At 62.7% G+C, this 23,899-nt stretch carries 17 protein-coding genes and 1 pseudogene; 15 read left to right on the forward strand and 3 right to left on the reverse strand.

Translation table 11 applies throughout. The features are described from left to right. Window positions 1-7 precede the first annotated feature (7 nt). From FNZ07_RS06155 to FNZ07_RS06215, 13 genes and pseudogenes are all read left to right on the forward strand, one after another. The gene (locus FNZ07_RS06155) at window positions 8-5,980 is read left to right on the forward strand and encodes a two-partner secretion domain-containing protein (RefSeq protein ID WP_091012539.1); all 5,973 of its coding nucleotides are present in this window, start codon (window positions 8-10) and stop codon (window positions 5,978-5,980) included. A gap of 12 nt (window positions 5,981-5,992) precedes the next feature. Then, on the forward strand, window positions 5,993-8,272 hold the full coding sequence (locus tag FNZ07_RS06160) for a hemagglutinin repeat-containing protein (protein WP_091012541.1): 2,280 nt from the start codon (window positions 5,993-5,995) through the stop codon (window positions 8,270-8,272). A gap of 487 nt (window positions 8,273-8,759) precedes the next feature. Then, window positions 8,760-9,236, forward strand: a complete 477-nt coding sequence (locus FNZ07_RS06165; protein WP_143098080.1) for a hypothetical protein — start codon at window positions 8,760-8,762, stop codon at window positions 9,234-9,236. A gap of 641 nt (window positions 9,237-9,877) precedes the next feature. Then, on the forward strand, window positions 9,878-10,345 hold the full coding sequence (locus FNZ07_RS06170) for a hypothetical protein (protein WP_143098081.1): 468 nt from the start codon (window positions 9,878-9,880) through the stop codon (window positions 10,343-10,345). Window positions 10,346-10,360: 15 nt separating this feature from the next. Further along, window positions 10,361-10,657: a hypothetical protein gene (locus FNZ07_RS06175; protein ID WP_143098082.1), complete on the forward strand. Its 297-nt coding sequence runs from the start codon at window positions 10,361-10,363 to the stop codon at window positions 10,655-10,657. Window positions 10,658-11,196: 539 nt separating this feature from the next. Beyond that, complete coding sequence (locus tag FNZ07_RS06180; RefSeq protein WP_211367892.1) at window positions 11,197-11,397, forward strand: hypothetical protein; 201 nt, start codon at window positions 11,197-11,199, stop codon at window positions 11,395-11,397. 5 nt (window positions 11,398-11,402) lie between these two features. Further along, window positions 11,403-12,032 (forward strand): hypothetical protein, encoded by a 630-nt coding sequence (locus tag FNZ07_RS06185; RefSeq protein WP_091012551.1) that lies wholly within the window; start codon window positions 11,403-11,405, stop codon window positions 12,030-12,032. A 239-nt stretch (window positions 12,033-12,271) separates the two neighbouring features. Continuing rightward, window positions 12,272-13,585 carry a bifunctional tetrahydrofolate synthase/dihydrofolate synthase gene (gene folC / locus FNZ07_RS06190; RefSeq protein WP_091012553.1) on the forward strand — a complete coding sequence of 438 codons (1,314 nt, stop codon included), beginning with the start codon at window positions 12,272-12,274 and terminating at the stop codon, window positions 13,583-13,585. Between the two features lie 28 nt (window positions 13,586-13,613). Further along, a pseudogene (locus tag FNZ07_RS06195) lies at window positions 13,614-14,500 on the forward strand (SPOR domain-containing protein). A 7-nt stretch (window positions 14,501-14,507) separates the two neighbouring features. Further along, entirely contained in the window at window positions 14,508-15,002 is a 495-nt protein-coding gene (locus FNZ07_RS06200; RefSeq protein WP_091012557.1) for a CvpA family protein, read from the forward strand. Window positions 15,003-15,138: 136 nt separating this feature from the next. Continuing rightward, window positions 15,139-16,686 carry an amidophosphoribosyltransferase gene (gene purF, locus FNZ07_RS06205; RefSeq protein WP_091012559.1) on the forward strand — a complete coding sequence of 516 codons (1,548 nt, stop codon included), beginning with the start codon at window positions 15,139-15,141 and terminating at the stop codon, window positions 16,684-16,686. Window positions 16,687-16,951: 265 nt separating this feature from the next. Then, a complete protein-coding gene (locus tag FNZ07_RS06210; RefSeq protein ID WP_091012561.1) occupies window positions 16,952-18,139 on the forward strand; it encodes an O-succinylhomoserine sulfhydrylase in 1,188 nt (395 codons plus the stop codon). Between the two features lie 333 nt (window positions 18,140-18,472). After that, window positions 18,473-18,721, forward strand: a complete 249-nt coding sequence (locus FNZ07_RS06215; protein ID WP_091012562.1) for a hypothetical protein — start codon at window positions 18,473-18,475, stop codon at window positions 18,719-18,721. Window positions 18,722-18,762: 41 nt separating this feature from the next. Here the strand turns inward: FNZ07_RS06215 and FNZ07_RS06220 are convergent, their stop codons facing one another. Both FNZ07_RS06220 and FNZ07_RS06225 read right to left on the reverse strand, forming a co-directional pair. Beyond that, on the reverse strand, window positions 18,763-19,557 hold the full coding sequence (locus tag FNZ07_RS06220) for an AraC family transcriptional regulator (RefSeq protein ID WP_091012564.1): 795 nt from the start codon (window positions 19,555-19,557) through the stop codon (window positions 18,763-18,765). A 23-nt stretch (window positions 19,558-19,580) separates the two neighbouring features. Then, a complete protein-coding gene (locus tag FNZ07_RS06225; RefSeq protein ID WP_091012566.1) occupies window positions 19,581-19,922 on the reverse strand; it encodes an FKBP-type peptidyl-prolyl cis-trans isomerase in 342 nt (113 codons plus the stop codon). Window positions 19,923-20,123: 201 nt separating this feature from the next. Here FNZ07_RS06225 and FNZ07_RS06230 point away from each other — a divergent pair, with 201 nt between their 5' ends. Together FNZ07_RS06230 and FNZ07_RS06235 are read left to right on the forward strand one after the other, a co-directional pair. Then, a complete protein-coding gene (locus FNZ07_RS06230) occupies window positions 20,124-20,924 on the forward strand; it encodes a sensor histidine kinase (RefSeq protein ID WP_177228282.1) in 801 nt (266 codons plus the stop codon). Between the two features lie 132 nt (window positions 20,925-21,056). Continuing rightward, on the forward strand, window positions 21,057-22,418 hold the full coding sequence (locus tag FNZ07_RS06235) for a hemolysin family protein (RefSeq protein ID WP_091012568.1): 1,362 nt from the start codon (window positions 21,057-21,059) through the stop codon (window positions 22,416-22,418). 41 nt (window positions 22,419-22,459) lie between these two features. Here the strand turns inward: FNZ07_RS06235 and FNZ07_RS06240 are convergent, their stop codons facing one another. After that, on the reverse strand, window positions 22,460-23,851 hold the full coding sequence (locus FNZ07_RS06240) for a phospholipase D-like domain-containing protein (RefSeq protein WP_091012571.1): 1,392 nt from the start codon (window positions 23,849-23,851) through the stop codon (window positions 22,460-22,462). Window positions 23,852-23,899: the final 48 nt, after the last annotated feature.

A 23,899-nucleotide genomic window follows, 5' to 3' on the forward strand; every position in this document is an offset into this window, starting at 1 on the left:
TGATGAGATGAGCAGGTACCTCTACCGTATCGTTTTCAATCGCGCGCTGGGCCTGTTCCAGGAGGTTGCCGACATCGTGCCCACACGCGGCAGCAGGGCGGTCGTCGGTCCCAAGGCCGCTGGCCGCCGCCTCATTGCCACCCTGCGCTCCGTCTACGTCGCACTCTTCCTGGTAGGGGGCCAGGCCGTCATCACGCCGTTGGCCGGTGCGCAGATCGTTGCTGATCCCCACGCGCCGGGTCATCAACGCCCGACTGTGCTTGAAGCGGCCAACGGTGTGCCGCTGGTGAACATCCAGACACCAGGCGCAGCGGGTGTCTCGCGCAACACTTATCAGCAATTCGACGTCGATTCGCAGGGTGCCATCCTCAATAACGCGCGCACCAACATCCAGACCCAACAGGGTGGTTGGGTACAAGGCAACCCCTGGCTTGCCAAAGGCCCAGCCCGGATCATTCTCAACGAAGTCAACGCCAGCAACCCAAGTCGCCTGAACGGTTTCGTTGAAGTGGCGGGCGAGCGCGCTCAACTGGTCATCGCCAACCCGGCCGGCATTGCCTGCGATGGCTGCGGCTTTATCAACGCCAACCGGGCGACCCTCACCACTGGCACGCCGATCATCACTGACGGTGCCCTTCAAGGCTATCGCGTGCACGGCGGGGCGATCCAGATTCAGAGCGAGGGGCTGAACGCCGGCAGCACCGACTACACCGCTCTGATCGCACGGTCCGTCGAGGTCAACGCGGGTCTATGGGCACAGCAACTGCAGGTGACGACCGGTACCAACGAGGTCGGCGTCGACCCTGACAACGTCCAGCAAAGGCAGGCCAACGGCAATGCACCAGCCTTCGCCCTCGATGTCGGTGCACTGGGTGGCATGTACGCGCAAAAGATCGTCATGCTGGGCACCGAGCACGGTGTCGGCGTGCGCAACGCAGGTCATCTCGGTGCCCAGGCCGGCCAACTGGCTGTCACCATCGACGGCCGGCTGGAAAACGCCGGTGCCATGCAGGCCAGCACCGATACTCACTTAGTGGCCACCGGTGGCGTCGCGAACGCCGGCACGCTCAGTGCCGGGCGCGAGCTTACCGTCAGCACGCCGAACGATATCGACAACAGCAAGGGCACGATCAACGGCCGCCGTCTGGAGGTCAACGCGCAGTCGCTGGTCAACCGCGGCGGTGCCGTCGAACAAACAGGCACACAGGATCTGGCGTTGCGCACTGCGCACCTCGCTAACCGGGACAGTGGTCGCATCGGACTTGTGGCCATCGACGCCGGCGTCCAACCGGGCAGCGGTGATCGGTCGGGCAACGGTGGCAACAACGCTGCAGAAAATCCAGCGGGTGAGGGTGACGGCAACGGTGGTACGGGGATGACCATCGGCTCCAGCGTTGCGCCGCTTGCCTCTGGCACACTCAACATCACGAGCACGTTGAACAACGACGGCGGGCGCATCCTCGGCGGTGGCGCTATCGACGTGACTGCCGCGGCCGGCCTGGACAACGATGGCGGCCACCTGGGCGTACGCCAGCTCGACGTCAGCGGTGGCGATCTGGGCAACCGCAAAGGCGAGCTGAAGGTGTCGGGCCACGCCCGCATCCAGACCGGCCAACTGACCAACGATGCAGGCCAGATGCAGCTGGGCGGAAAGCTGATCCTGAACGCGCACGACTTTTCCAACCGCGCTGGCACCTTCCAGCACAGCGACCTGCAGGACACCCAGTTGCAGATCCAGGGTAGCCTGGACAACAGCGGCGGGACCCTGGCCAGCAACGCCAATTGGTTGACCGTGGATGCCGGGCAGATGGTCAACATCAGCGGCCAGCTGATCCACGCCGGCGAGGGCGGTTTCGCTGTCAACACTGGCGTGTTCAGCGGGGAAGGTGGGGAGATGGTCACCGCTGGCGAGGCTATGCTTCGCATGGGTGCTACCGATCACCGCAAGGCGACGCTCACTGCGAAACAGGTCGATCTGGTCGCGCAGACCTTCGACAACCGCGGCGGGACCGTGAACGCTGCCGGAAAACTCAGCGTGACCTCGGCGCAGTCGCTGGACAACCGCAACGGCCGACTCGTCAGTGCTGGCGACATGCGTGTCCGTGCCGACACGCTCGACAACGCTGCCGGCCAGCTGTTTTCCACCGATGGCCGGCTCATTGTCGATACCCAAGGCCGTATCGACAACGCAGGCGGCACCCTGCAGGGCAACGGCGATGTCAGTATCGCCAGCGCTGGCCTGGGCAATGCCGGCGGCATCGTGCAGGGCGCCAACGTCTCGGTCGATACCCGGCACGCTTCGCTGGACAATAACGGCGGCACTCTTGCCAGCACCACGGGAACCCTGGTGGTAGACAGCAGTACGTTGAACAACAGCAGCGGCCTGTTGCAATCGGCCACCGCGCTGCGCGTGAACACCCACGGCCACGCGCTGGTCAATACCCACTCCGGCGTCACCGGCGGCATAGTTAGCGGTACTACCTTGACCCTCGACACCGGCGACCTGGACAACCACGCCGGCGTGATTCACGGCCAGGCCGACATCACAGCGCGCACCGGCATGCTGGACAACACTGCCGGCCGGTTCGGCAGTCGTACCCATATTCACATTGACGCTGCCGCCCTGCGCAATGGGGGCGGCCAGCTGCAGGCCGGTCATAACCTCATCATCGGTGCCAGTGGTACCGCCAACAACAGCGGCGGGCTCATGGTTGCCGGCGAGGCACTGGCGCTCACTGCCGGCCAGATACTCAACCGCGACACCCTCGGTACCCACGCCGGCGAGGCGCTCGGCCTGCACGGCGAAAGCGTCATGCTCAGCGCCCGGCACGTAGACAACACTGCCGGTACCGTCGCCGCCGACCGTCACATCGGCATCCACGGCGTTGGTGCGGAAAGCGTGCTGGACAACACAGGCGGTAGCGTTTCCTCCGGTGGCACCCTCGAAGTTGCCGCCAACCGCGTGCTCAACCCTGCCGGCACGTTGCTCGCAGGCCAGTCCCTGGCCCTCACTGCCGATCACCTCAGCGGCGATGGTCGCGTGCTCTCGCACGGCGACCTCACGCTCGCGCTGCAGCAGGACTTCACCCACGACGGTGAGATCACCGCAAACCACTGGGCTGCCATCCACACCGCCGGCCGACTGACCAACCGCAGCTTGCTCCAGGCAGGCGATCTCGACGTCCGCGGTACCCACATCGACAACACCGCCACTGGCCAGATCAGTGGCGGACGTACGACTGTCGTTGCCAGCCACGCGCTGACCAACCGCGGCCTCATCGACGGCAGTCAGACCTACCTCGACGCGAGCGTCCTCGACAACACTGGCACCGGCCGCCTTTACGGCGACCACCTGGCCGTTCGTGCTGAAACCGTTGAAAACCGCGACGAGAGCGGCCATGCCGCTGTCATCGCAGCCCGTGAGCGCCTGGACATCGGCGCCAGCGCTATCCACAACCGGGAACAGGCATTGATCTTCAGTGCCGGCAGCGGGCCCGACGCCTTGAACATCGGCGGCGACCTCGATGCCAACCATCACGCAGACGGCCGTGCCGACGAGGTGCTCAACGATAGCGCCACCATCGAATCGCTTGGCGGTCTCACGATCGACACCAACCGCCTTCTCAACCGCAACCTGCACTTCAGCACTGCCGTCGCCCAGGTCGGCACGCCCACGACGCACCTGTACCTCCAACCCGAGGGCGATCCGAACAGGCACGACGCCAGCGACTACCGCTGGGAAAACTGGAGCCGTGCCGGCCGCTATCGTCACAAAGAGACCGGCAAGGAAGCACGCAAGTGGACCCAATACCAGGTTACTCGCGCCGAATATGAAAGCCAGGTCGCCACCAGCGCGCCGGCACTGGTCCGCGCTGGCGGCGACATCACCCTGCATGGTGACGGGTTCGTCAACGACAAGAGTCAGATCATCGCTGGCGGCGCGCTGCTAGGCGATCTGGACCACCTGAAGAACGAGGCCGCGGTTGGCGAACACCTGACTCGCGAGAGCGGTACTAGCCAGTTCACCTTCAGTAAGTGGCGCGGAGGCTTCAAGCGCTACCACGAGCGCAAATGGGACAACAAGATCGCCTACACGCCGGCCGACACCGTGCGGACCATCGACCTCAACGTCGCCAGGGTCGAGTCGCATGCGGCCGGCGCAGGCAACGGGGTCGCCATTGACGGGCGCTCGCCCGGCAAGCTCAGCGGCATGGTGGCGGGCAACCAGCGGACCAGCAGCGATGGGGCTTCACGGCCCATCGTCGAAGTGCCGGCCAACGTAGACAGCAGCTCCGCCTTCGGCTCACAGGCAGCCGCGGCGGTTACGGACGATGCCCTGGCCAGCGGCCCCGGCGCGGCGGAGAGCAGCATCGTCGATCACGTTGCGGGCAACACGCCCACCCGCATCCGCACCATGCAGGTTGTCACCGACATCCCGGTCAACAGTCTGTTTCGTGCCAGCCCCGCGGCCCGCAACTACCTCGTCGAAACAGACCCGCGCTTCACTAGCTATCGCCTCTGGCTCAGTTCCGATTACATGCTGACGCTGCTTGGTTACGACCCGACCAGCGTACACAAGCGCCTCGGCGACGGCTTTTATGAGCAACGGCTGGTCCGCGACCAGATCACCCAGCTCACTGGCCGCCGCTTCCTCGGCAACTACGCTAGCGACGAGGCGCAGTACCGCGCGCTGCTGGACGCGGGCGCCAGCTACGCTCGGGCCTGGGACCTGCGTCCCGGTGTGGCTCTGAGCATGGAGCAGATGGCACAGCTCACTAGCGACATCGTCTGGCTGGTGGAGCGCGACGTGACCCTGGCCGACGGAACTGCTAGCCGCGCGCTGGTACCGCAAGTCTATGTGCGTGTGAAGCCGGGCGACCTCGACGGCAACGGCACACTGATAGCTGCCGATAGTGTCGAGCTCCAGTTCAAGGGCGACCTGATCAACACCGGCACCGTGGCGGGTCGCACCGTCGTCAAGCTCACCGGCGACAATCTGCGCAACCTGGGCGGCCGCATCACCGGCGATGCACTCGCACTGAACGCGCGTACCGATATCGATACGATCGGCGGCACACTCGATGCCGGCAGTGCCATGATCCTCAAGGCCGGTCGCGACCTCAACGTGACCAGCACCACCCGCAGCGACGCCCGACAGGCCGGGCTGAGCGACTTTTCGCGCACGAACATGGGCCGCGTGGCGGGGCTCTATGTGACCAACCCAGGCGGGACGCTGGTCGCCATGGCCGGGCGCGATGCCAACCTGCTGGCCGCCCAGGTCATCAACGCAGGCCAGGACGGCCAGAGCGCCCTCGTGGCCGGCCGCGACCTGAACCTTGGTACGGTCATCCTCGCCGAGCAGGAGAACAACGTCCGCAATGCCAGCAACTACCTCAAGCAGGGGTATATGCGGGACATCGGCACCACCGTTCAGACGCAGGGCGACGTGCGCCTGCAAGCCAGTGGCAACATCAACGCACGTGCGGCCAGTGTCACCAGCGAGCAGGGCGCGCTCACCGCCATGGCCGCGGGTGACGTGAACATCCTGGTCGGCGAAACCAGCAACAACTGGAGCGAAGGCCGCAAGCACACGTCGCGTGGCCTGCTCGGCGCCACCACTGAAACCACCCGCGACAGCCTGGAAGAAAACCGCGCGGTCGCCGGCACCTTCAGCGGCAATACCGTCGCCGTACAGGGTCGTAACGTTACCGTCGCCGGTAGTAACGTTGTCTCCGATGCCGGTACCGCCATGGTCGCCAGTAACGATCTGACTATCGGGGCGGCCACCGAAGCCATTAGCGAAAGCCATTTCAAGCGTACGGACAAGAGCGGCCTGCTAAGTGGCGGCGGGGTCGGCTTCACCATCGGCACGCAGATGCTGAGCAACGATCAGAAAACCACGCAGACGCTCGCCGCCGGCAGCACCGTTGCCAGCGTAGCGGGAAACGTCACGCTGGTGGCAGGCAACCAGTATCGCTAGGTCGGCAGCGACGTGCTCGCGCCTGAGGGCGACGTCAGCGTTCTCGCCAGAAATATCGTCATCGAAGAGGCGCGGGAATCGCTGCGTGCCGACGAAGAAACCCGCTTCAAGCAAAGCGGACTTTCCGTGAGCCTCTCATCACCTGTTATCGGTTACGTCCAGTCCACGCGTGATCTGGTGGGTGCGGTCGGTAAAGCCGACGGCGGTCGCATGAAGGCGCTGGGAGCCGCCATGGCAGCACTCAACGCCAAGGATGCCTATGACGCGGCCAGGGAAGTCGTCGACCCGCCCAAGGACGCGGATGGCAAGCCGACCCAGCCGGGCATCGGCATCAACGTGGCACTCGGCAAAGCGGAAAGTACCAGCCGCAGCACTACCGCCAGTGACACCGCGCGCGGCTCATCCGTAAGCGCCGGCGGCAACGTTACCCTGATGGCGACCGGTGCCGGCGAGGACAGCAACATCCGCGTCCGGGGTAGCGAGATCACTGCGGGCCACAACGCCACCTTGAAGGCCGACAATCGCATCGACCTGCTCTCCGCCGAGAATCGGTCCGAACAGCACAGCGCCCAGCGCAACAGCTCGGGCAGTGTAGGCGTTGGGATTAACTTCGGCGGTGACCAGAATGGCGTGGCTATTACCGCTGCAGTGTCGAGGGGGCGCGGTTCGTCCGACGGCGAAGACGGCTGGCACACCGACAGCCGCGTACGGGCCGGCAACACCGCCACGCTTGTCAGCGGCGGCGACACGAACCTGCGTGGTGCCCAGGTCGCCGGCCATACCGTCGTCGCCGATGTGGCGGGTGAACTCAACATCGAGAGCCTGCAGGACACCAGTCGCTATGCCAGCCGGCAATCGAGCGCCGGCGCCGGCATCAGCGTGTGCGTCCCGCCTATCTGCACTGGCACGCCCGTCAAGGGTAGCGTGAACATCGCCAGATCCAGGGCGAGCAATCGCTACGACAGCGTCAATGAGCAGGCAGGCATCATCGCCGGTGATGGTGGCTTCGATATCCGCGTGAAGGGTAATACCGATCTCAAGGGCGGCCTGATCGCCAGCAGCCAGGCCGCCGTCGATGCGCAGCGCAATCGTCTCGTCACCGCCACGTTGACCACCAGCGATCTGGAGAACCGCGCCGAGGCCAGTGCCAGCAGCAGCGGCATTGGCCTGTCCACCGACATGTTCACGCAGGGCAAGTACGGCCTCGCCAAGGCGGCCATCGGTAACGCGCTCAATAACGGCGGGGCCGGCGATGCATCGGGCGGCGTTACCCGCAGTGCTGTCAGTGCGGGCACTGTGCAGATTACCGATGCCGCCAGGCAGCGCGAGTTGACCGGTCTCGATGCAGATGATGTCGTTGCTGCCTTGAATCGCGACACGCTGCATGCTCATCAAGCTGCGAGCAGGCTCGATGTGGGTGCGCTGGAAGCGCAGGCGGAGGCGGCGCAAACCATCAAGAACGCGACGGTGCAGCAGGTGTTTAAGTTTAGCGACGATGCTTATAAGACGATGTTTGTCGATGAACATCCGATGTTCATCGTAGAGAGAGATGAGGACGGAAAAATCGCACGCGACGAACACGGTGACGTAAAGCATCACCGACTAACGTCGGAGGAAGCAAAGAACCTGCAACCCGATAGCGCAGGCAACGTGTACGTGGCCATAAACGGCATCTTTAACGACGAGACGGCGGCAGGCAACTATGCGGCGCAACACCATGGCGATCGCGAAGGTCCGCTGCACTTTCTTCACTTCCCAAGAGCGGGTAACGGCCTGTCTGAACTGATGGTGGCGGGCTACCAGAACTTCCTGGAGAACGACTTCTTTGGGCTGACCAATTCCGGACGCGACGCAGACAAACTACAGACGATTTACGGCGCGACGGGACTGGTGCTGTACACCCATAGCCGCGCCGCGATGACCCTCGGCAACTCTATGGAGTCGCGACAGCGCAGGGGCGCGGTCGGGTCTCTGAGCGCTACGCAGATCTACTTCTATGGACCGGCCTACAACGCGCAGAAGGCGGCAGATTTGCTCTATGACTTGAGCGGTGGAGCGCAAGACACTGTCTATCTGCAAAACCATCGTGACGATTTTGTGGGGTCGTTGATCGGCAGGAATCCTTACACGTACGAAAAACGACCGGAAGGAAGCTACAAAATCAAAGAGTGGCTCAACATGTTCATGTCGAGCCCGACTGTGCATGGCTGCTATGGCGAGAGCGACAAAGCGTGTCAGAAGGACTATGGACAGCCTGCGACTATGCCTATCAAGGCAAAAGGAAGCAAATGAGAACAGGACTCCTAGTGACGTTAACAATTTCGTTCGCGACGTCGTCGTGCAACTGGACACCGTTTCAGCCAGTTCCACCTGAGGATTTACTCTGGACCAAGGATGGAAAAACCCTCCTTGATGTTAGGAAGGCTGTATTGGAATGCGGGGCTCCCCACCCTTCAGGGGATGGAAACAGGCCTATGACACCAAACGAGTCAGCCGCGTTCGACAAATGCATGTTAGGAGCCGGCTATACCTACAAGTACGGCAGTTCTCACACGATCTGCACATCACAGCCGAGCCTAAATCTACCGGAGTGCCGCCCGGACGCGCCGGTGCCGCGCCCAGATATCACCCGTCGACTCAATAGTGGATATTGCGAACGAAAGCGAAGCTACGCCTTCTGCAAGAAAACCGCCATCCTTCCCGCGGTCTGCGAGACGATGGATTTCAACAACCCGCCGCCCGAGTGTTTGCCCTGACGGCGGGCCGTGAAAACGTGTCCATGAAACGACCACCCTTCCTGATCGTCACGCTGCTCGCAGTGGCAACCACGTCGTGTAGCTGGACACCGTTCCAGCCAGTACCGCCTGAGGATTTTCTATGGTCGCAGGAAGGGAAGACGCTTCTCGATGTGCGGAAGGCGCTATTGGGATGTGGCCTCCCGAATGTCACCGGAATGGGGCGAGCCATTCGCGAAATGACCGAAAACCAATTAGCCGCCTTCGACCGCTGCATGCTGGGTGAGGGGTACATATACAAGTACGGCACATCTCGGTTGATCTGCGCCACCCAGCCGAGCCTCAATTTACCGGAGTGCCGCTCGGACGCTCCGGTGCCGCGTCCAGATAATAGTCGTCGGCTCAATAGTGAATACTGCGAGCGAAAGCGAAGCTACGCCTTCTGCAAAAAAAACGCCATCAATCCTGCGGCCTGCGAGTCGATGGATTTCGACAACCCGCCGCCCGAGTGTCTGCCTTGAAGCCATGTGATGACGGACGTGAGCGCGCGGCAAGCACAGGCAGAGATACGCAGACCATGAAGAACGCAGCGACTCAACGGCTTCTTATGACAACGAATGCGGGTTGTTCAAGCAATATATTCCAGCCACCGCCTCCGTCTTTCTTGGCTTGGATCAAGTCGGGAGTAGACAGGCTTGAAATTAAAAAAGCGCTCTTGGAATGTGGCCATGACTCGCCTTCTGGATTTCGATCAGGGAGGAGCTACGATGATCAAGCGAAGGCATCTCTTTGTATGGAAAAAGCGGGTTATCGCCACATAGATGAACCTGTTGGATGGTGTACTAACCACCCGGAATGGAATCTCCCGAGTTGTGCTCCTGACGCCGTCATACCCGGCCCGACCGCGGAGCGTCGACTCAATAGTGAATACTGCGAGCGAAAGCGAAGTTACGCCTTCTGCAAAAAAAATGCCATCAATCCTGCGGCTTGCGAGACGATGAATTTTAGCGACCCGCCGCCCGAGTGTCTGCCTTGAATTCATGATGAGAACGCGACCACTCAACGGGCGCTTAAGTTTAGCGACGATGCCTATGAAGCGACGTTCATCGTCGAGAGAGATGACGACGGTGAAATCGCACGCGACGAACACGGTGACCTCAAAATGAATACACGAATCCTGACACCACTGATTGTGACGATGACAACGTCGTCATGCGGTTGGACTCCGTTCCAGCCGGTTCCGCCGACAGATTTTCTCTGGACGCAGGAGGGAAAGAGCTACCTGGATGTAAAGAAAGCACTGCTGGAATGTGGCCTACCTCACCCTGCGGGTTCGGGCAATAGACCAATGACACCAAACGAGTCGGCCAGCTACGGACGCTGCATGCTGGGAGCCGGTTACACCTACAAATACGGCACATTTCGGTTGATCTGCGCTACCCAGCCGAGCCTCAATCTACCGGAGTGCCGCTCGGACGCTCCGGTGCCGCTCCCAGATATCAACCGACGACTCAATAGTGGATATTGCGAGCGAAAGCGAAGCTACGCCTTCTGCAAAAAAAACGCCATCAATCCTGCGGCCTGCGAGTCGATGGATTTCGACAACCCGCCTCCCGAATGTCTGCCCTGACTGCAGGCTATGGAAATGCGATCACTTTCCATGGAGGAAAAACTAAACCTCCGGCCCGATAAGGACGGTACCGTGCGTGTCGGTACCAGCGGCATCTTCAACAAAGCATCGGCTGCGGTGCGTTACACCTCGCAGCACAACGCCAAAGTGTGTGGGGTCATGAACGACCTCATTAACGATGAGACGATGGCAGGCCACTATGCGACGCAACACCATGGCGATCGCGAGGGTCAGCTGTGCCTTCTGCATTTTCCGGGAGCGGCCATCCAGACGAGGGGGAAGAAATGGTTGTGCGAGTCGTGGGCTTACTGATCCTGACTATGCCGATATCGGCGTGCATGTCGGCACCTTTCCAGCCACTACCTCCAACGTTTTTGACTTGGTCCAAGGAGGGGAAATCGATGCTCGAGGTGCAGAAAGCGCTGTTGGAGTGCGGCCTCCCTCATCCCAATGGGGATGGACTTAGCCCGTTAACTCCCAACGAATCAGCTGCCTTCGGACGCTGCATGCTAGACGCGGGGTACACATACAAGTACGGCACATCCCGAATGATTTGTGCCGCCCAGCCGAGCCTCAATTTGCCGGAGTGCCGCCCAGACGCGTCGGTGCCGCTCCCGGATATCAACCGTCGACTCATTAGTGGATATTGCGAACGAAAGCGAAGTTACGCTTTCTGCAAGCAGACCGCCATCAACCCCGCAGCCTGCGAGACGATGGATTTCAACAACCCGCCGCCCGAATGCCTACCTTGACCTAGGCCATCACCTTTGTCTTAACCACAGAGCTTCACCATGCACCTACGAAATCTTCTACTTGTCGCCGCACTCGTACCGCTGTCCGGTTGCCTAACCATGAGCGGCAGCTACAACGTCAAGGCAGTCGACGCCAACGGCAACGAACTCGGCAAAGGCCTGAAAATGATGGCACAGGGGCGCCACATTTACACGGCGCGCAACGCTCTCTGTTCGAACTATCCCAAGGCCACCATCATCATCACCGACCTGGAAACCGGCCAGGAACTGAAAGGCGAAAGCCCATACCGTTGCCGGTAACGAACATGCACATTCGATCCATCTTTGTGGTGCTTATCGCCCCCATCATCGCGTTGGCAGGCTGCGGCACTATTGCCACGGTCCGTTCCTTTTCCACCGCCTACGTCGAACCCACCACCGGCGACTTGGCGCGGCTGCGCATTCGGTCCAATGGCATGGTGCGCGCCGTACCGGGCAAAACCTGCGTGGATTGGCGCACGCCCGGAGCCGGGGTCATGCTGGCGCACCGCAAGGGCTTCGCCAATCTCAACGACCGCGACCTGGGCATGCCCCAGGAGGTCTACTACAGTCCGAAAGATTTATCCCGCAGGGTGTACTCGGTGATCAGCAGCGAACGCAGCACCGAACGCAGCACCGAACTGCGCATCGCCGCAGACCAACCGATCACACTGAACTTCATTAGCGACGGCTCCCCGCAGGGCGGCAACATCTACCGTTGCGCAAGCGCGATCTCCTTCGTTCCCGAGCGTGGCATGGACTATGAGATCGTCTTCTTCGACCAGGGCATAGGATCACGCTGTACCGCCGACCTCACCAGGATCGACCAGGACACGTTACGCAAAAAGCCGATCTTCCAGCATGTCCCGGTCGATACCCAGCACGCCGGACTTTGCCACGTCACTGACATGCTCTAGTCACGCGGCGCAACCAATCACGGGGACGCCATCGATGAGGGCGCGAGGCGCAGCAGTCCCAGCAACGGCGTAAATACCCCAGCATCCGCTGGCTAGAGCACTATCGGCGCAGGCCTCATCGCCAGCGCCCGGCACGGAAAACCGCATCCACCACACCGCAAACAATGCGGTACGCTGCCGTTTCCGGGATAATGCCGTTCCGCGGTACCGGTTTATCCCCGTCTTAAGCGATCCATCCGATGAGCTACCCCTTTCCCAGCCTCGACGCGTGGCTGACGCACCTCGAATCCGCGCATCCGGTCGGCATCGACATGGGTCTCACGCGCATCAGCCTCGTACGCGATGCGCTGAACCTGCAGTTCGCCTGCCCGATCATCACGGTGGGCGGCACGAACGGCAAAGGCTCGACATGCGCGATCCTCGAATCGATTCTGCTGCGAGCCGGCTATACCGTTGGCTGTCACACGTCGCCGCATCTGCTGGTGTTCAACGAGCGTGCTCGCGTCAATGGCGAAGTAGCCACCGATGCCGATCTGTTACCGCATTTCGCCGCCGTCGAAGCTGCTCGCCTGAGTCTCGCAGAACCCGTCTCGCTCACGTATTTCGAGTTCACGACGCTCGCGATCATGCATCTGTTCGCCTCGCGCGGGCTCGACGCGGTGATTTTCGAAGTGGGTCTCGGCGGCCGGCTCGACGCAGTGAATATCCTCGATACCGATTGCGCGATCGTCACCAGTATCGATATCGATCACACCGAGTACCTCGGCGATACGCGCGAGAAAATCGCTTTCGAGAAAGCCGGCATTTTCCGGCCGGGCAAACCCGCGATTTGCGCCGACCCAGTGCCGCCGCAGACGTTGATCGATCATGCCGCGCAGATCGGCGCCGAACTGTGGCTGTTCGGCCGCGATTTCCGCTATGAAGGGCAGGCAGGCAGCGAGCGTCAGCAGTGGAGCTACATCGGCCCAACAATGCGCCGCTCCGCGCTCGCCTATCCGGCGTTGCGCGGCGCCAACCAGCTGATCAACACGACAGCCGCGCTGGCTGGACTCGAAGCGCTGCGCGACCGTCTGCCCGTGTCCGCGCAGGACATTCGCCTCGGACTCGCGAACGTCGAACTGGCGGGGCGCTTCCAGGTGTTGCCTGGCAAGCCCGCAGTCGTGCTCGACGTCGGTCACAACCCGCACGCGGCCGCCGTGCTCGCGCAGAATCTCGGCAATATGGGCTTTTTTCCCTACACGTACGCGGTATTTGGCGCGATGGGCGACAAGGATATCGCCGGGGTGCTGGAGCACGTGAAGGGCGAGATCGACCACTGGTGCGTCACCGCGCTACCGACGCCGCGCGCGGCTTCCGCGGAAGCTATCGAGGGCGCGCTGCGCGAAGCCGGCGTGGTCGATGGGCCGGATACCAGCGTCACACGTCATGCGTCGCCTGCAGAAGCGTTCCAGGACGCGCTAAAACGAGCGTCCGACAATGATAGAATCGTGGTTTTCGGAAGTTTCTATACGGTAGCCGGCGTTATGTCCTATCGTAAATCGCAGCAACACTGACCGCGCGGAAGCTCGAACCAAGCCATTCATGGGAATTTTCTCGTTCGGCAAGAAAGACGACGCGTCTACCCGGCGCGGCGCACCATCCGGCTCCAGCCGGGGAACCCGTACCGAGTCCAAGGGGACCGCTTTCGGGGCGCGCGTCGAGCGACGCAGCCGCCGCACGGACCGGGCCGGCGACGCCGACGCGATGCTGCTCGACCCAACCCTGCCCGAGAAACAGCGGGCACGACGGCGCCTCGTCGGGGCGATCGCGCTGGTTATCGCGGCGGTCGTGATCCTGCCGATGGTGCTCGATTCGCATCCGAAGCCCGTCACCGACGATATTTCGATCGACATTCCGAACCGCCCTGTACCGAAGGCCAGTACCGCGCCTGACGACACACAGGCTGGTGTCGCCCCGACAGTCCCGCGCCCGACGCAACGCTTGCGGCGTCCGGGCTGGCTGCTGCGAATACGGCGCCGGGGACGGCGGCAACGGCAACGGCAGCAACCTCGACCGCGACGAAACCGGCTGCGAAGCCGACCCCGGCTACGACAGCCACGACAACGCACAACGCACCGGCAAACGCGGCAAAGCCGCCCCGCCAGGCGCCAGCCACGCAGCAGACCGCGGACAACCCGCCGCCCGCCGCCGCCGCAGACGCCGATTCAGGCACGCCCGCGTCGCCTCCCGGCAGCCGTTTCGCGGTACAGCTCGGCTCGTTCCCGGACGAAACCAGTGCCAAAACCTGGGCGACCAAATTGAAAGCGGCCGGTGTGCCCGCATATACCGAACGTCGCAAGCAGCCTGACGGCTCGACCCGCACGCTGCTGCGCGCTGGTCCGTTTGCGGATCGGGCGGCGGCATCGGCGGCCATTGCGAAGGTGCGCGACGCCGGTCTGACGGCGGGCGCGAACGGCAGCACACAGTAACCAGGCGATGTTCACCGCCTTCGACTACGCTGTAATGGCAGTGATCGGTTTATCGGCGCTACGGGGCACGTGGCGCGGTTTTCTGTCCGAGGTATTTGCGCTGATCGGCTGGGTCGTGGCTTTCGTGGTCGCCTGCCGCTTCGTCGGCAACGTCTTACCGTGGATTCCGGCTACATGGCCAGGCGGCGCGCTGACCCAGTGGCTGATCGCGTTTCTCGTGATCGTCGTCGGCGTGGTGCTGGTGGCCGGCGTGGCGAATGCGCTATTAAGCCGCCTCGTCCAGGCGAGCGGCCTGAGCGGTGTGGACCGCTCGCTGGGCCTGCTGTTCGGCCTCGTCCGCGGGGTCGTGCTGGTGCTGCTGCTGGTCGCCCTTGCAGGCTTGACCCAGCTGCCCCAGCAGGAATTCTGGCGCGATGCGCTGTTGCGGCCCTACGCCGAACAGGGCGTGCGCGAACTGAAACCGCTGCTTCCCGCGATGCTCGCCGCCTACGTCCGCGTTTGATCTCATCAGGAGAATCAGGCGCACCAGGACCAGGCGGAGGCAGCCCACCGGCGAAGCATGCAGGACACCGGCGCGACCCGGATGCCGCCCTGGCACCGGCCGCCGTTACGAATTTCGTACCTTTGAAGGACATGCCATGTGCGGCATCGTAGGCGTAGTTTCCCGTTCCCCCGTCAACCAGCTGCTGTATGACAGCCTGCTGCTCCTGCAGCATCGCGGTCAGGACGCAGCCGGCATCGCGACGGCCAACGGCAGTAATTTCCACATGCACAAAGCCAACGGCATGGTGCGCGACGTGTTCCGCACGCGCAACATGCGCAGTCTGCCAGGCACGACCGGCATCGGCCAGGTGCGTTACCCGACAGCAGGTTCCGCTTCGAGCGAGGAGGAGGCCCAGCCGTTCTACGTCAACGCGCCGTTCGGCATCATCCTCGCGCACAACGGCAACCTGACCAACTGGCCGCAGCTGAAAGAAGAGATGTTCCGCGTCGACCGGCGCCACATCAATACGAATTCCGATACCGAAGTGCTGCTGAACGTGCTCGCGCACGAACTGCAACTGTCCAGCTCCGGCTTGCAGCTCGACCCGGCCGCGGTCTTCAAGGCAGTCGCCGGTGTGCATCATCGGGTGAAGGGCTCGTATGCGATCGTGTCGCTGATCGCCGGCTACGGGCTGCTCGCGTTCCGCGATCCGTTCGGGATTCGCCCGCTGTGCCTCGGCAAGCTGGAGACCTCGGAAGGTGTCGAATGGATCGTGGCGTCGGAATCGGTGGCGATCGAAGGTATCGGGTTCGAATTCGTGCGCGACGTGGCCCCGGGTGAAGCGATCTTCATCGACCTCGACGGCAATCTGCATGCGCAGCAGTGTGCGACCAACCCGAGCCTGAACCCCTGCATCTTCGAACTCGTGTATCTCGCGCGGCCCGACTCGGTGCTCGACGGCGTGCCGGTGTACAACGCGCGTCTGCGGATGGGCGACTACCTTGCCGAGAAAATCAAGCGTGTGCTGCCCGACGTGAAGATCGACGTCGTGATGCCGATCCCCGATTCGTCGCGTCCCGCGGCGATGCAGGTCGCGTTGAAGCTCGGCGTCGAGTATCGCGAAGGTTTCTTCAAGAACCGCTATGTCGGCCGCACGTTCATCATGCCCGGCCAGGCGGTGCGCAAAAAATCGGTGCGTCAGAAGCTGAACGCGATGGGCATCGAGTTCAAGGGCAAAAACATCCTGATCGTCGACGATTCGATCGTCCGTGGCACCACGTCGCATGAAATCGTGCAGATGGCGCGCAACGCCGGCGCCGCCAAGGTGATCTTCGCTTCGGCGGCGCCGCCGGTGAAATTCCCGAACGTCTACGGCATCGACATGCCGACGCGTGGCGAACTGGTCGCGCATGGCCACACCGACGAGGAAGTCGCGCGCATGATCGGCGCGGATCATCTCGTGTATCAGGATGTCGACGCGCTGAAGCAGGCGATTCGCGATATCAACCCGGCGCTGAAGGAGTTCGACGCGTCGTGCTTCGACGGTAAGTACATCACCGGCGATATCACGAGCGCGTACCTCGATGGCGTCGAACTCGCGCGTCTCGCACCGGCCGCGTTGTCGGACCGCGACGCGGCAAGCGATGCGATCGACGGCGGTGCGGCGCGTTCGCAACTGCATTTGCAACTGTCGGTGGAGTAACACGGTAATGCGCAGCAGGAGGCGGCCGCGCCGCCTCTTCGATGCGCGTATGTGCTAGCATCGGGACTTGCGTCGATTTGATATCAGCTTGCGGACGCGGGGCAACCCAAAACAGCTAAAGCGAATGGTGGGATTTCCCTATGCCGCCAGCGCTCCAGCTTTCCCCGCACATGAAGCCCGCTTATGCCGACGCAAAGCGGGCTTTTTTGTTGCCGGCGCGGTCTCGACCAAGGCTGCGCCGACTGAATAACGGAACCGAATCACCATGGACGACTCCCTCAATTTCGACACCCTTTCCGTGCGGGCCGGTACGGTGCGCAGCGAGTTCAACGAGCACTCGGAAGCGATCTTCCTGACGTCGAGCTTCTGCTTCGCGAACGCAGCCGAAGCCGCCGACCGCTTCAAGCATTCCGAGGACTATTACACCTACTCGCGCTTCACCAACCCCACCGTCTCGATGTTCCAGGACCGCCTGGCCGCGCTCGAAGGCGGCGAGGCGTGCATGGCGACGGCGTCGGGAATGAGCGCGATCCTGTCGGTGGTGATGTCGGCGTTGCAGTCGGGCGACCACCTGGTCAGTTCGCAGAGCCTGTTCGGTTCGACGCTCGGCATGTTCTCGCAGATCTTCACGCGCTTCGGCATCACGACCACGTTCGTCGATCCGACCGATCTCGATGCGTGGAAAAACGCCGTGCACCCCGAGACGAAGATGTTCTTCCTCGAAACACCGTCGAACCCGCTGACCGAAATCGCCGACATCGAAGCGATTGGCAAGATTGCGAAGGCGGTGAATGCGTTGTTCGTCGTCGATAACTGTTTTTGCAGCCCGGCGCTGCAGCAACCGCTGAAGCTCGGCGCGGATGTCGTGATGCACTCGGCGACCAAGTTTCTCGATGGCCAGGGTCGCGTGCTTGGTGGCGCGCTGGTTGGTTCGCGGCAGTTCATCATGGAGAAGGTGTTTCCGTTCGTGCGCAGCGCCGGTCCGACGCTGTCCGCGTTCAACGCATGGGTGCTGCTGAAGGGCATGGAGACACTGTCGTTGCGCGTCGAGAAGCAGTCGGCGAATGCGCTGGAAATTGCGGGCTGGCTCGAGAGTCATCCGGCCGTGAAGCGGGTGTTTTACCCGGGGCTCGAATCGCATCCGCAGTACGAGATCGCGAAGCGTCAGCAGAAGGCCGGCGGTGCGATTGTTTCGTTCGAGCTGAAGGGCGACACGCCCGAGGCGCAACGCGCGAATGCGTGGCGCGTGATCGACAGCACGAAGGTCTGTTCGATTACCGCCAACCTCGGCGATACGCGCACGACCATCACGCATCCGGCGACGACCACGCACGGCCGCATCACACCTGAAGCACGGGCGGCAGCGGGGATTACAGAAGGCTTGATCCGGCTTGCAGTCGGTCTCGAGAACGCTGGCGATATTCGCGCCGATCTCGCACGCGGTCTGGCGTAGCCGGGCCGGAATGAGACCCCATGGCCGGAAGGAAGCAGGCTGGTCATGGGGTTCAGAACTGATGGCATCGACAGCGCTGTCCGCCGTTCGACGAGCAGAACTGGCCAGCCGCACAAAACCGGACAAAACCCGAACAAAACTGAACAGTACAAACGGGTCCGCGATGTCAGTATGACGCTCGCCCCTTCTCGGCCGTTCTTTGTTACGCCGGGATCGCTGCGGCAACTCTTGTACTTCCGTCCGATGCCGTTCCCGGCCTGCACGCGAAACCGAGAAACGTGAACTGCACATCCGGATCAGTGCCGGTGCGCCCACCCCGATCAGGAGGCCGGGTTGAAATTTGCCAAACGCAATTGCATTGTCGAAGCCACTCGATGGTTTTCGCCAGGCGATCATCCAGCCGTTGAACAACACGATGGCGTGTGGTCGATTGCCACACCCGAGGGATGGCGCGACGTGAAGCCGGGCGACTGGGTGATCACGCCGTCTGGGGACGCGACTTATTGCATGCAGGACTCGCTGTTCACCAGCCTCTATGAGCCGCTTGCCAGCAGTCCTGTCCTAACCGCCACGCTAGTCTGAGTACGCGTTTTATGGTCCGGGCGGTGTGGCGCTTCGTTCGTTCAGTGACGCAGCGCGCGCCATTGCCCTGGAGCGAGACCGAAGCGCCGTGTGAATGCATGCGTAAACGCGCTCTGATCGGCGAAGCCGATGTCAAACGCGATATCGGTCAGCGAGCGGCGCGGATCGGCAAGCAGCGTCACCGAAGTATCGAGCCTTAACCGCTGCAGATAGCGATGCGGTGTCTCGCCGAACGCGTCGATGAACAACTGATGAAAGCGCCGCATACCGAAGCCGCAATGCGCGGCGAGATCGGCGATGCGCAGCGGCTCCGCGAGGTGCGCGCGCAGCCAGCGATCGATGCGCGCGAAATCGAGGCCGGGGCCGGATAGTCCGGCGCGGCTTGCCGGCACAGCGCCGGTGTTCGAGAGGATCGCGGCGCACAGGCGCGCGGCCGCATCCCAGTTGAAGCGCCGTAGGTGCGGCGCCAGCGTGGTGGGTTCGGCGGGTATGCCGACTGTGGCGCCCGCAGCGATCTGGCGCACGAGCTGAGTCATGTACGGATCGACGCTCACAGCGCGCGCCCGGTCGAACAGACGCTCGGGCACGGCCAGCGAAGCAGCAGGTAAATCGAGCACAAGCTGGCAGTTTTCGCCAAGCCCCGAGTAGTCGTGCCGCGAGCCGGCGGGAACCAGCCACGCGGAGCCGCTGGCGATCTGCTCGCCGACGCCATCCACGGCCATCACCATCGAGCCGTCGAGCCCCAGCACGACCTGATGGAAGTCGTGTACGTCCGACGCCTCGATGGCGCCGAAACGGCGCAACGAAACGCTGGGTGCGAGGGGTATCGGCAGCATCGGCTAACGGCGGCGAGCGACGCTCAGACGCCGAGCAGTTCGACTTCGAACACCAGCGTTGCATTCGGCGGAATCACGCCGCCTGCGCCGCGCGGGCCGTAGCCGAGTTGCGGCGGAATCGTCAGGCGGCGCACACCGCCGACTTTCATGCCCTGTACGCCTTCATCCCAACCCTTGATGACCATCCCGCCGCCCAGCACGAAGTCGAACGGATCGTTGCGATCCTTGCTCGAATCGAACTTCTGGCCGTCGGTCAACCAGCCCGTGTAATGCACGCTGACGGTCTTGCCTGCAACGGCTTCGGCGCCGCTGCCTTCGGTCAGATCTTCGTATTTCAGGCCGGATTCGGTGGTGACGCTAGACATGACACACTCCTTCAGACAAATCGTTGAGAACCGGTATTGTAGGCGAGGTTGGTCGGCTGTTTCCTGTCGTGCGCGGGTTCCTGGCCGACCGGGCCCGCTACGTGCTACCTCGATTCCGATCGACCGGCGATCCAGGGCGCCGGAACGGCCTGCCATAATGACCGTCATGACGACCATCCCTGCACCGAGAGGGCTTCAAACGTGAGCACGTCTTCTGCTGGGCCTGGCGCTGCACAGCCCGGCCGCCCCGATTCCGCCGCCTACGAACGCACCGCCCGCCGGCGCGTCGAAACTGCGCTCTTCATGCGCGACCATGTGTTGTCGCTGGTATCGCACGATCTGCGCGGCCCGCTAAACGCGATTCATAGCTGGGCTTACGTGCTGGAGCGCAAGCTCGATGCCGCCGATAGCGCGGGGCAACGCGCGCTGGGCGGCATCCGCACCGGTGTCGAACAGCAGGTGAAACTGCTCGAAGAGATCGTCGATACGACGCGCGCCGAGACGCGCACGCTCGCGCTCGACCATGCGCCGTTCGCGCTATGGCCGCTCGTCGACGAAACGCTCGGCGAGGTCCGCACGACGCTGGCCGGGCCGCGCGAGGTGTCGATCGAAGTCGATACGCAACTATCCACCGACCAGTTGAGCGGCGACCGCGACCGGCTTGCAGCCGCGCTGTGGCTGATGCTGACGTTTGCGGTCGAAGCGAGCGCTGCGGCGTCGCAGGTGACGCTCGCGACGGCCGTCGATGGAACCGCGTGGCAGAGCACCGTCACGTTCCACCCGACACCCGCCGCATTCGATGCCGCCGATGTGCCTCACCTGCTCGAAGCATTTGCGCGCAGGCAAGCCCAGGCGCCGTGCGAAGCGGGTCGTATTGCGTGGGTGCTGGCGCTGTGCAGGCGCGTGGCCGAGGCGCACGGCGGCACGTTCGAGCAGAACGATGCAGCGCAGCCCGGTGGCGCCGCGACGCTTGCGCTGCGGGTGCCGCTGGCCGGGGCGTAGATCTTAGATCGTAGCCAGCAGCGCGCTACGGCAAAAAGCCGCAAGCCCGCAACCGCCGGTTTTTGACCGGATCGGCTTTCAGCTGGCTTGCACCCTCTATACTGACAACTTTTGCTTCCGGAGCCTCCCCTCTTGATCCAGGTTGTCGCCCTCATCGGCGCGTTATTGCTCGTTGCGCTCAACGGCTTCTTCGTCGCGGCCGAATTCGGTCTCGTCAAACTGCGGCAAACCCGCGTGCGGGCGCTCGCGAAAAAACACGGCCTGCGCGGCCGCCTGCTGGCCAAGGTTCACGGTCGTCTCGACGCGTATCTGTCCGCGTGCCAACTCGGCATCACGCTCGCGTCACTCGGCCTCGGCTGGATCGGAGAGCCCGCGTTCGCCCAACTGCTGTCGCCGCTTTTCGAAGTGCTCGGTATCCATTCGCTGCCGCTCACGCATGCAATCTCGCTGTTCTTCGCGTTCACCTGCATTTCGTTTTTGCACATCGTGGTCGGCGAGCTGGCGCCGAAGTCGCTCGCGATCCGCCAGGCCGAGCGCATCTCGCTGTGGACCGCGATGCCGCTGTACGGTTTCTACTGGGCGATGTATCCGGCTATCTGGTTGCTCAACGGCAGTGCGAACGCGGTGTTGCGTATCGCAGGGCTTTCGTCGGGGCACGGTGACGACGCGCACTACTCGAACGACGAACTGAAGCTGATCCTGCGCGGCCGGCGCGCCGGCGTCGAGCAACAGAAGGACGGTCATCCTGACAACGTGCTTGGCGAAGGTGCTTATAGCCAGGACGAATGGAACACGATCGCGCACTCACTCGATTTTTCGCGCATGACCGTCTCCGATCTGATGCGGCCTGCCCACGAGATGGTCGGCCTGCGCCGCGATCTGCCGTTGCGCGACAACATGCAGGTGGTCGCGCAGCATCGTTTCAGCCGTTATCCGCTATTCGACGATGCATCCGGCGTGCGCGTGGACGGCATGATCCACCTGAAGGACCTGCTGCTTGCACGACACGCGGGCAGCACGCTCGAAGACCTCGCCCAGTACGCGCGACCGGTTCAGTACGTGAAGCCGACGATGCCCGCACTCGAACTGTTCCGGCGTTTTCGCAAGGGCGCGCCGCACTTTGCGCTGGTCGGTCACAAGAATGCGCAGCCGATCGGCTTCCTGACGCTCGACAATCTGCTCGGCGCGCTGGTCGGTCAGATTCACGACGAGTTCCGTCAAGGCGACGCCGACTGGACGCGGATGGACGACGGCACGCTCATGGGTAAAGGGAGCTTGCCGGTGGTATCGCTGGAACGCGCGCTCGGCATCGATATCGACGAAGGTCGTGCGGAATCGGTCGGTGGTCTCGTGATCCAGGCGCTCAACGATCTGCCGGAAGAAGGCCAGCGTGTCTCGTTCGATCGCTTCGATGTCGTCGTCAAGAAGATGCGCGGCCCGCGGATCGTGCTCGTGCGTGTGTATCCGAAGCAGTTCGACGACGAGGGCGGTTAGGCGGGCATCGTTTCGGTTTGCCTTGCCTTGCCGAATCGCGATCACAGCGTGCGCGTGCTTCCATACGTGGTGGGATCGAGCGATATGGCGAGACCCTGCCAGTCGTATCGGCCGAGCTTCAGCTGTGCGGTATTTTCCTGAGCGATGCGCCTGAAGAGGCGCAATGCGGCCTTGCTCTCAAGCTGGGCGGTGTCCTCGTCCAGATGCTCGGACAACAACCGGCAGCGCAGCGCGCGAACCATGTTCCTGTCCCAGACCGTCGCGTTCAGTTCGCCATGACCGAACAGCGAATTCGAATGCAGATTGCAGGACCCGAGCGTCGCCCATTCGTCGTCGATGAGCATGATCTTCGAATGGACGTAGACGCTGCTGCGCGTGCCTTCCGCAGTGCGTCCTGCGATTCCCGTCAGCGTGAAGTTTGCGTATTGCCCGAGTGCGTCGATGTGATCGAAAAGCCCTTGCTTTGTCGGGTCGCGCCGCCATTGGCCGTATGGGTCCTCCGGTTCCGTGGGCGCCAGCATGACGATTTCCACGCCGCGTTTTAGTGCCTGCTCGAGCGGCCTGGCTATGTCGGGAACCGGTAGCGCCTGATTCTCGATGTAGATCGAATGGCGGGCTGCCGCGATGGCCAGCAGGTATTGATCGGTGATCGACCGTTCGCCTTTCGACAGATCGTAGGCGAAGCCATCGGGCGTCGGTGTCCTTTCGTCGTAAAGACCTGCATGCATGTTCCGCTGAATCTGCACCACGCTTGCACCGCGCGATGCGGAGATGCGCACGGGAAAGGGCAACCTGTCGCCGTCATCGTTATTCCAGCGTCCATCGGTCTTGTTGCGTTCGCTCGCTCCGTTCCAGCGCTGCACGAAGTTGTGATGTACGTCGCTGCAGCACGGCCCCGTGACTTCGACATAGAAGTCGTGGCGATGACCCACGCCGTCGTGGCCCGGTTCGAAGCATCCGAACGTCGGGTTGATACCGCCGATAAACGCTGTCTCCGATTCTGCGCCTGCGTCCATCAACCAGAACTTCTGATGCTGGACGAAACGATCGATTGCGCAGTCCCATCGTGCCTTGAAGCTAACGTTTCTTGCACGCAGTCGCGCGTGATCCTCCGGTGTTCCGGCGAATGTTTTGCCGTATCGACTGCTCTGCTCGAGTGGGCGCCAGAAAAGCACCCGCACGTCGAGTCCGCGTGCCGCCGCGCGATCGAGCACATCGAATATCGTGCCGCGGTTGTCCGGCATCTGGAATTCAGGGTCGATGAAGGTCACGGCGAGCCAGACGCTGTGTTGCGCGTGATCGATTGCCTCGCACAGTCTGCGGAAGGTGGGTCCGCTATCGACCAATGGTCGCAGCAGGTTTCCGGTACGCAACGGATAGGAGCCGGACTGAATGGAAGGGATGGATGAGGCTTGTGCTTCGACTGCGTTCATGGATGCTCCTCGCGCGATGCTTGCGATTCTGCAGGAGTTTCCTTGCGG

It is taken from the genome of Paraburkholderia megapolitana, from assembly GCF_007556815.1.
GTDB lineage: Bacteria > Pseudomonadota > Gammaproteobacteria > Burkholderiales > Burkholderiaceae > Paraburkholderia > Paraburkholderia megapolitana.

What these genes read in the sequence shown, in the direction of transcription:
- FNZ07_RS06165 (WP_143098080.1), top strand. Translation starts at nt 8,760, where the DNA reads ATGAAACGACCACCCTTCCTGATCGTCACGCTGCTCGCAGTGGCAACC.
- FNZ07_RS06155 (WP_091012539.1), top strand. Translation starts at nt 8, where the DNA reads ATGAGCAGGTACCTCTACCGTATCGTTTTCAATCGCGCGCTGGGCCTG.
- FNZ07_RS06240 (WP_091012571.1), bottom strand. Translation starts at nt 23,851, where the DNA reads ATGAACGCAGTCGAAGCACAAGCCTCATCCATCCCTTCCATTCAGTCC.
- FNZ07_RS06225 (WP_091012566.1), bottom strand. Translation starts at nt 19,922, where the DNA reads ATGTCTAGCGTCACCACCGAATCCGGCCTGAAATACGAAGATCTGACC.
- FNZ07_RS06185 (WP_091012551.1), top strand. Translation starts at nt 11,403, where the DNA reads ATGCACATTCGATCCATCTTTGTGGTGCTTATCGCCCCCATCATCGCG.
- FNZ07_RS06170 (WP_143098081.1), top strand. Translation starts at nt 9,878, where the DNA reads ATGAATACACGAATCCTGACACCACTGATTGTGACGATGACAACGTCG.
- folC (WP_091012553.1), top strand. Translation starts at nt 12,272, where the DNA reads ATGAGCTACCCCTTTCCCAGCCTCGACGCGTGGCTGACGCACCTCGAA.
- FNZ07_RS06220 (WP_091012564.1), bottom strand. Translation starts at nt 19,557, where the DNA reads ATGCTGCCGATACCCCTCGCACCCAGCGTTTCGTTGCGCCGTTTCGGC.
- FNZ07_RS06180 (WP_211367892.1), top strand. Translation starts at nt 11,197, where the DNA reads ATGAGCGGCAGCTACAACGTCAAGGCAGTCGACGCCAACGGCAACGAA.
- FNZ07_RS06210 (WP_091012561.1), top strand. Translation starts at nt 16,952, where the DNA reads ATGGACGACTCCCTCAATTTCGACACCCTTTCCGTGCGGGCCGGTACG.
- FNZ07_RS06175 (WP_143098082.1), top strand. Translation starts at nt 10,361, where the DNA reads ATGCGATCACTTTCCATGGAGGAAAAACTAAACCTCCGGCCCGATAAG.
- FNZ07_RS06200 (WP_091012557.1), top strand. Translation starts at nt 14,508, where the DNA reads ATGTTCACCGCCTTCGACTACGCTGTAATGGCAGTGATCGGTTTATCG.
- purF (WP_091012559.1), top strand. Translation starts at nt 15,139, where the DNA reads ATGTGCGGCATCGTAGGCGTAGTTTCCCGTTCCCCCGTCAACCAGCTG.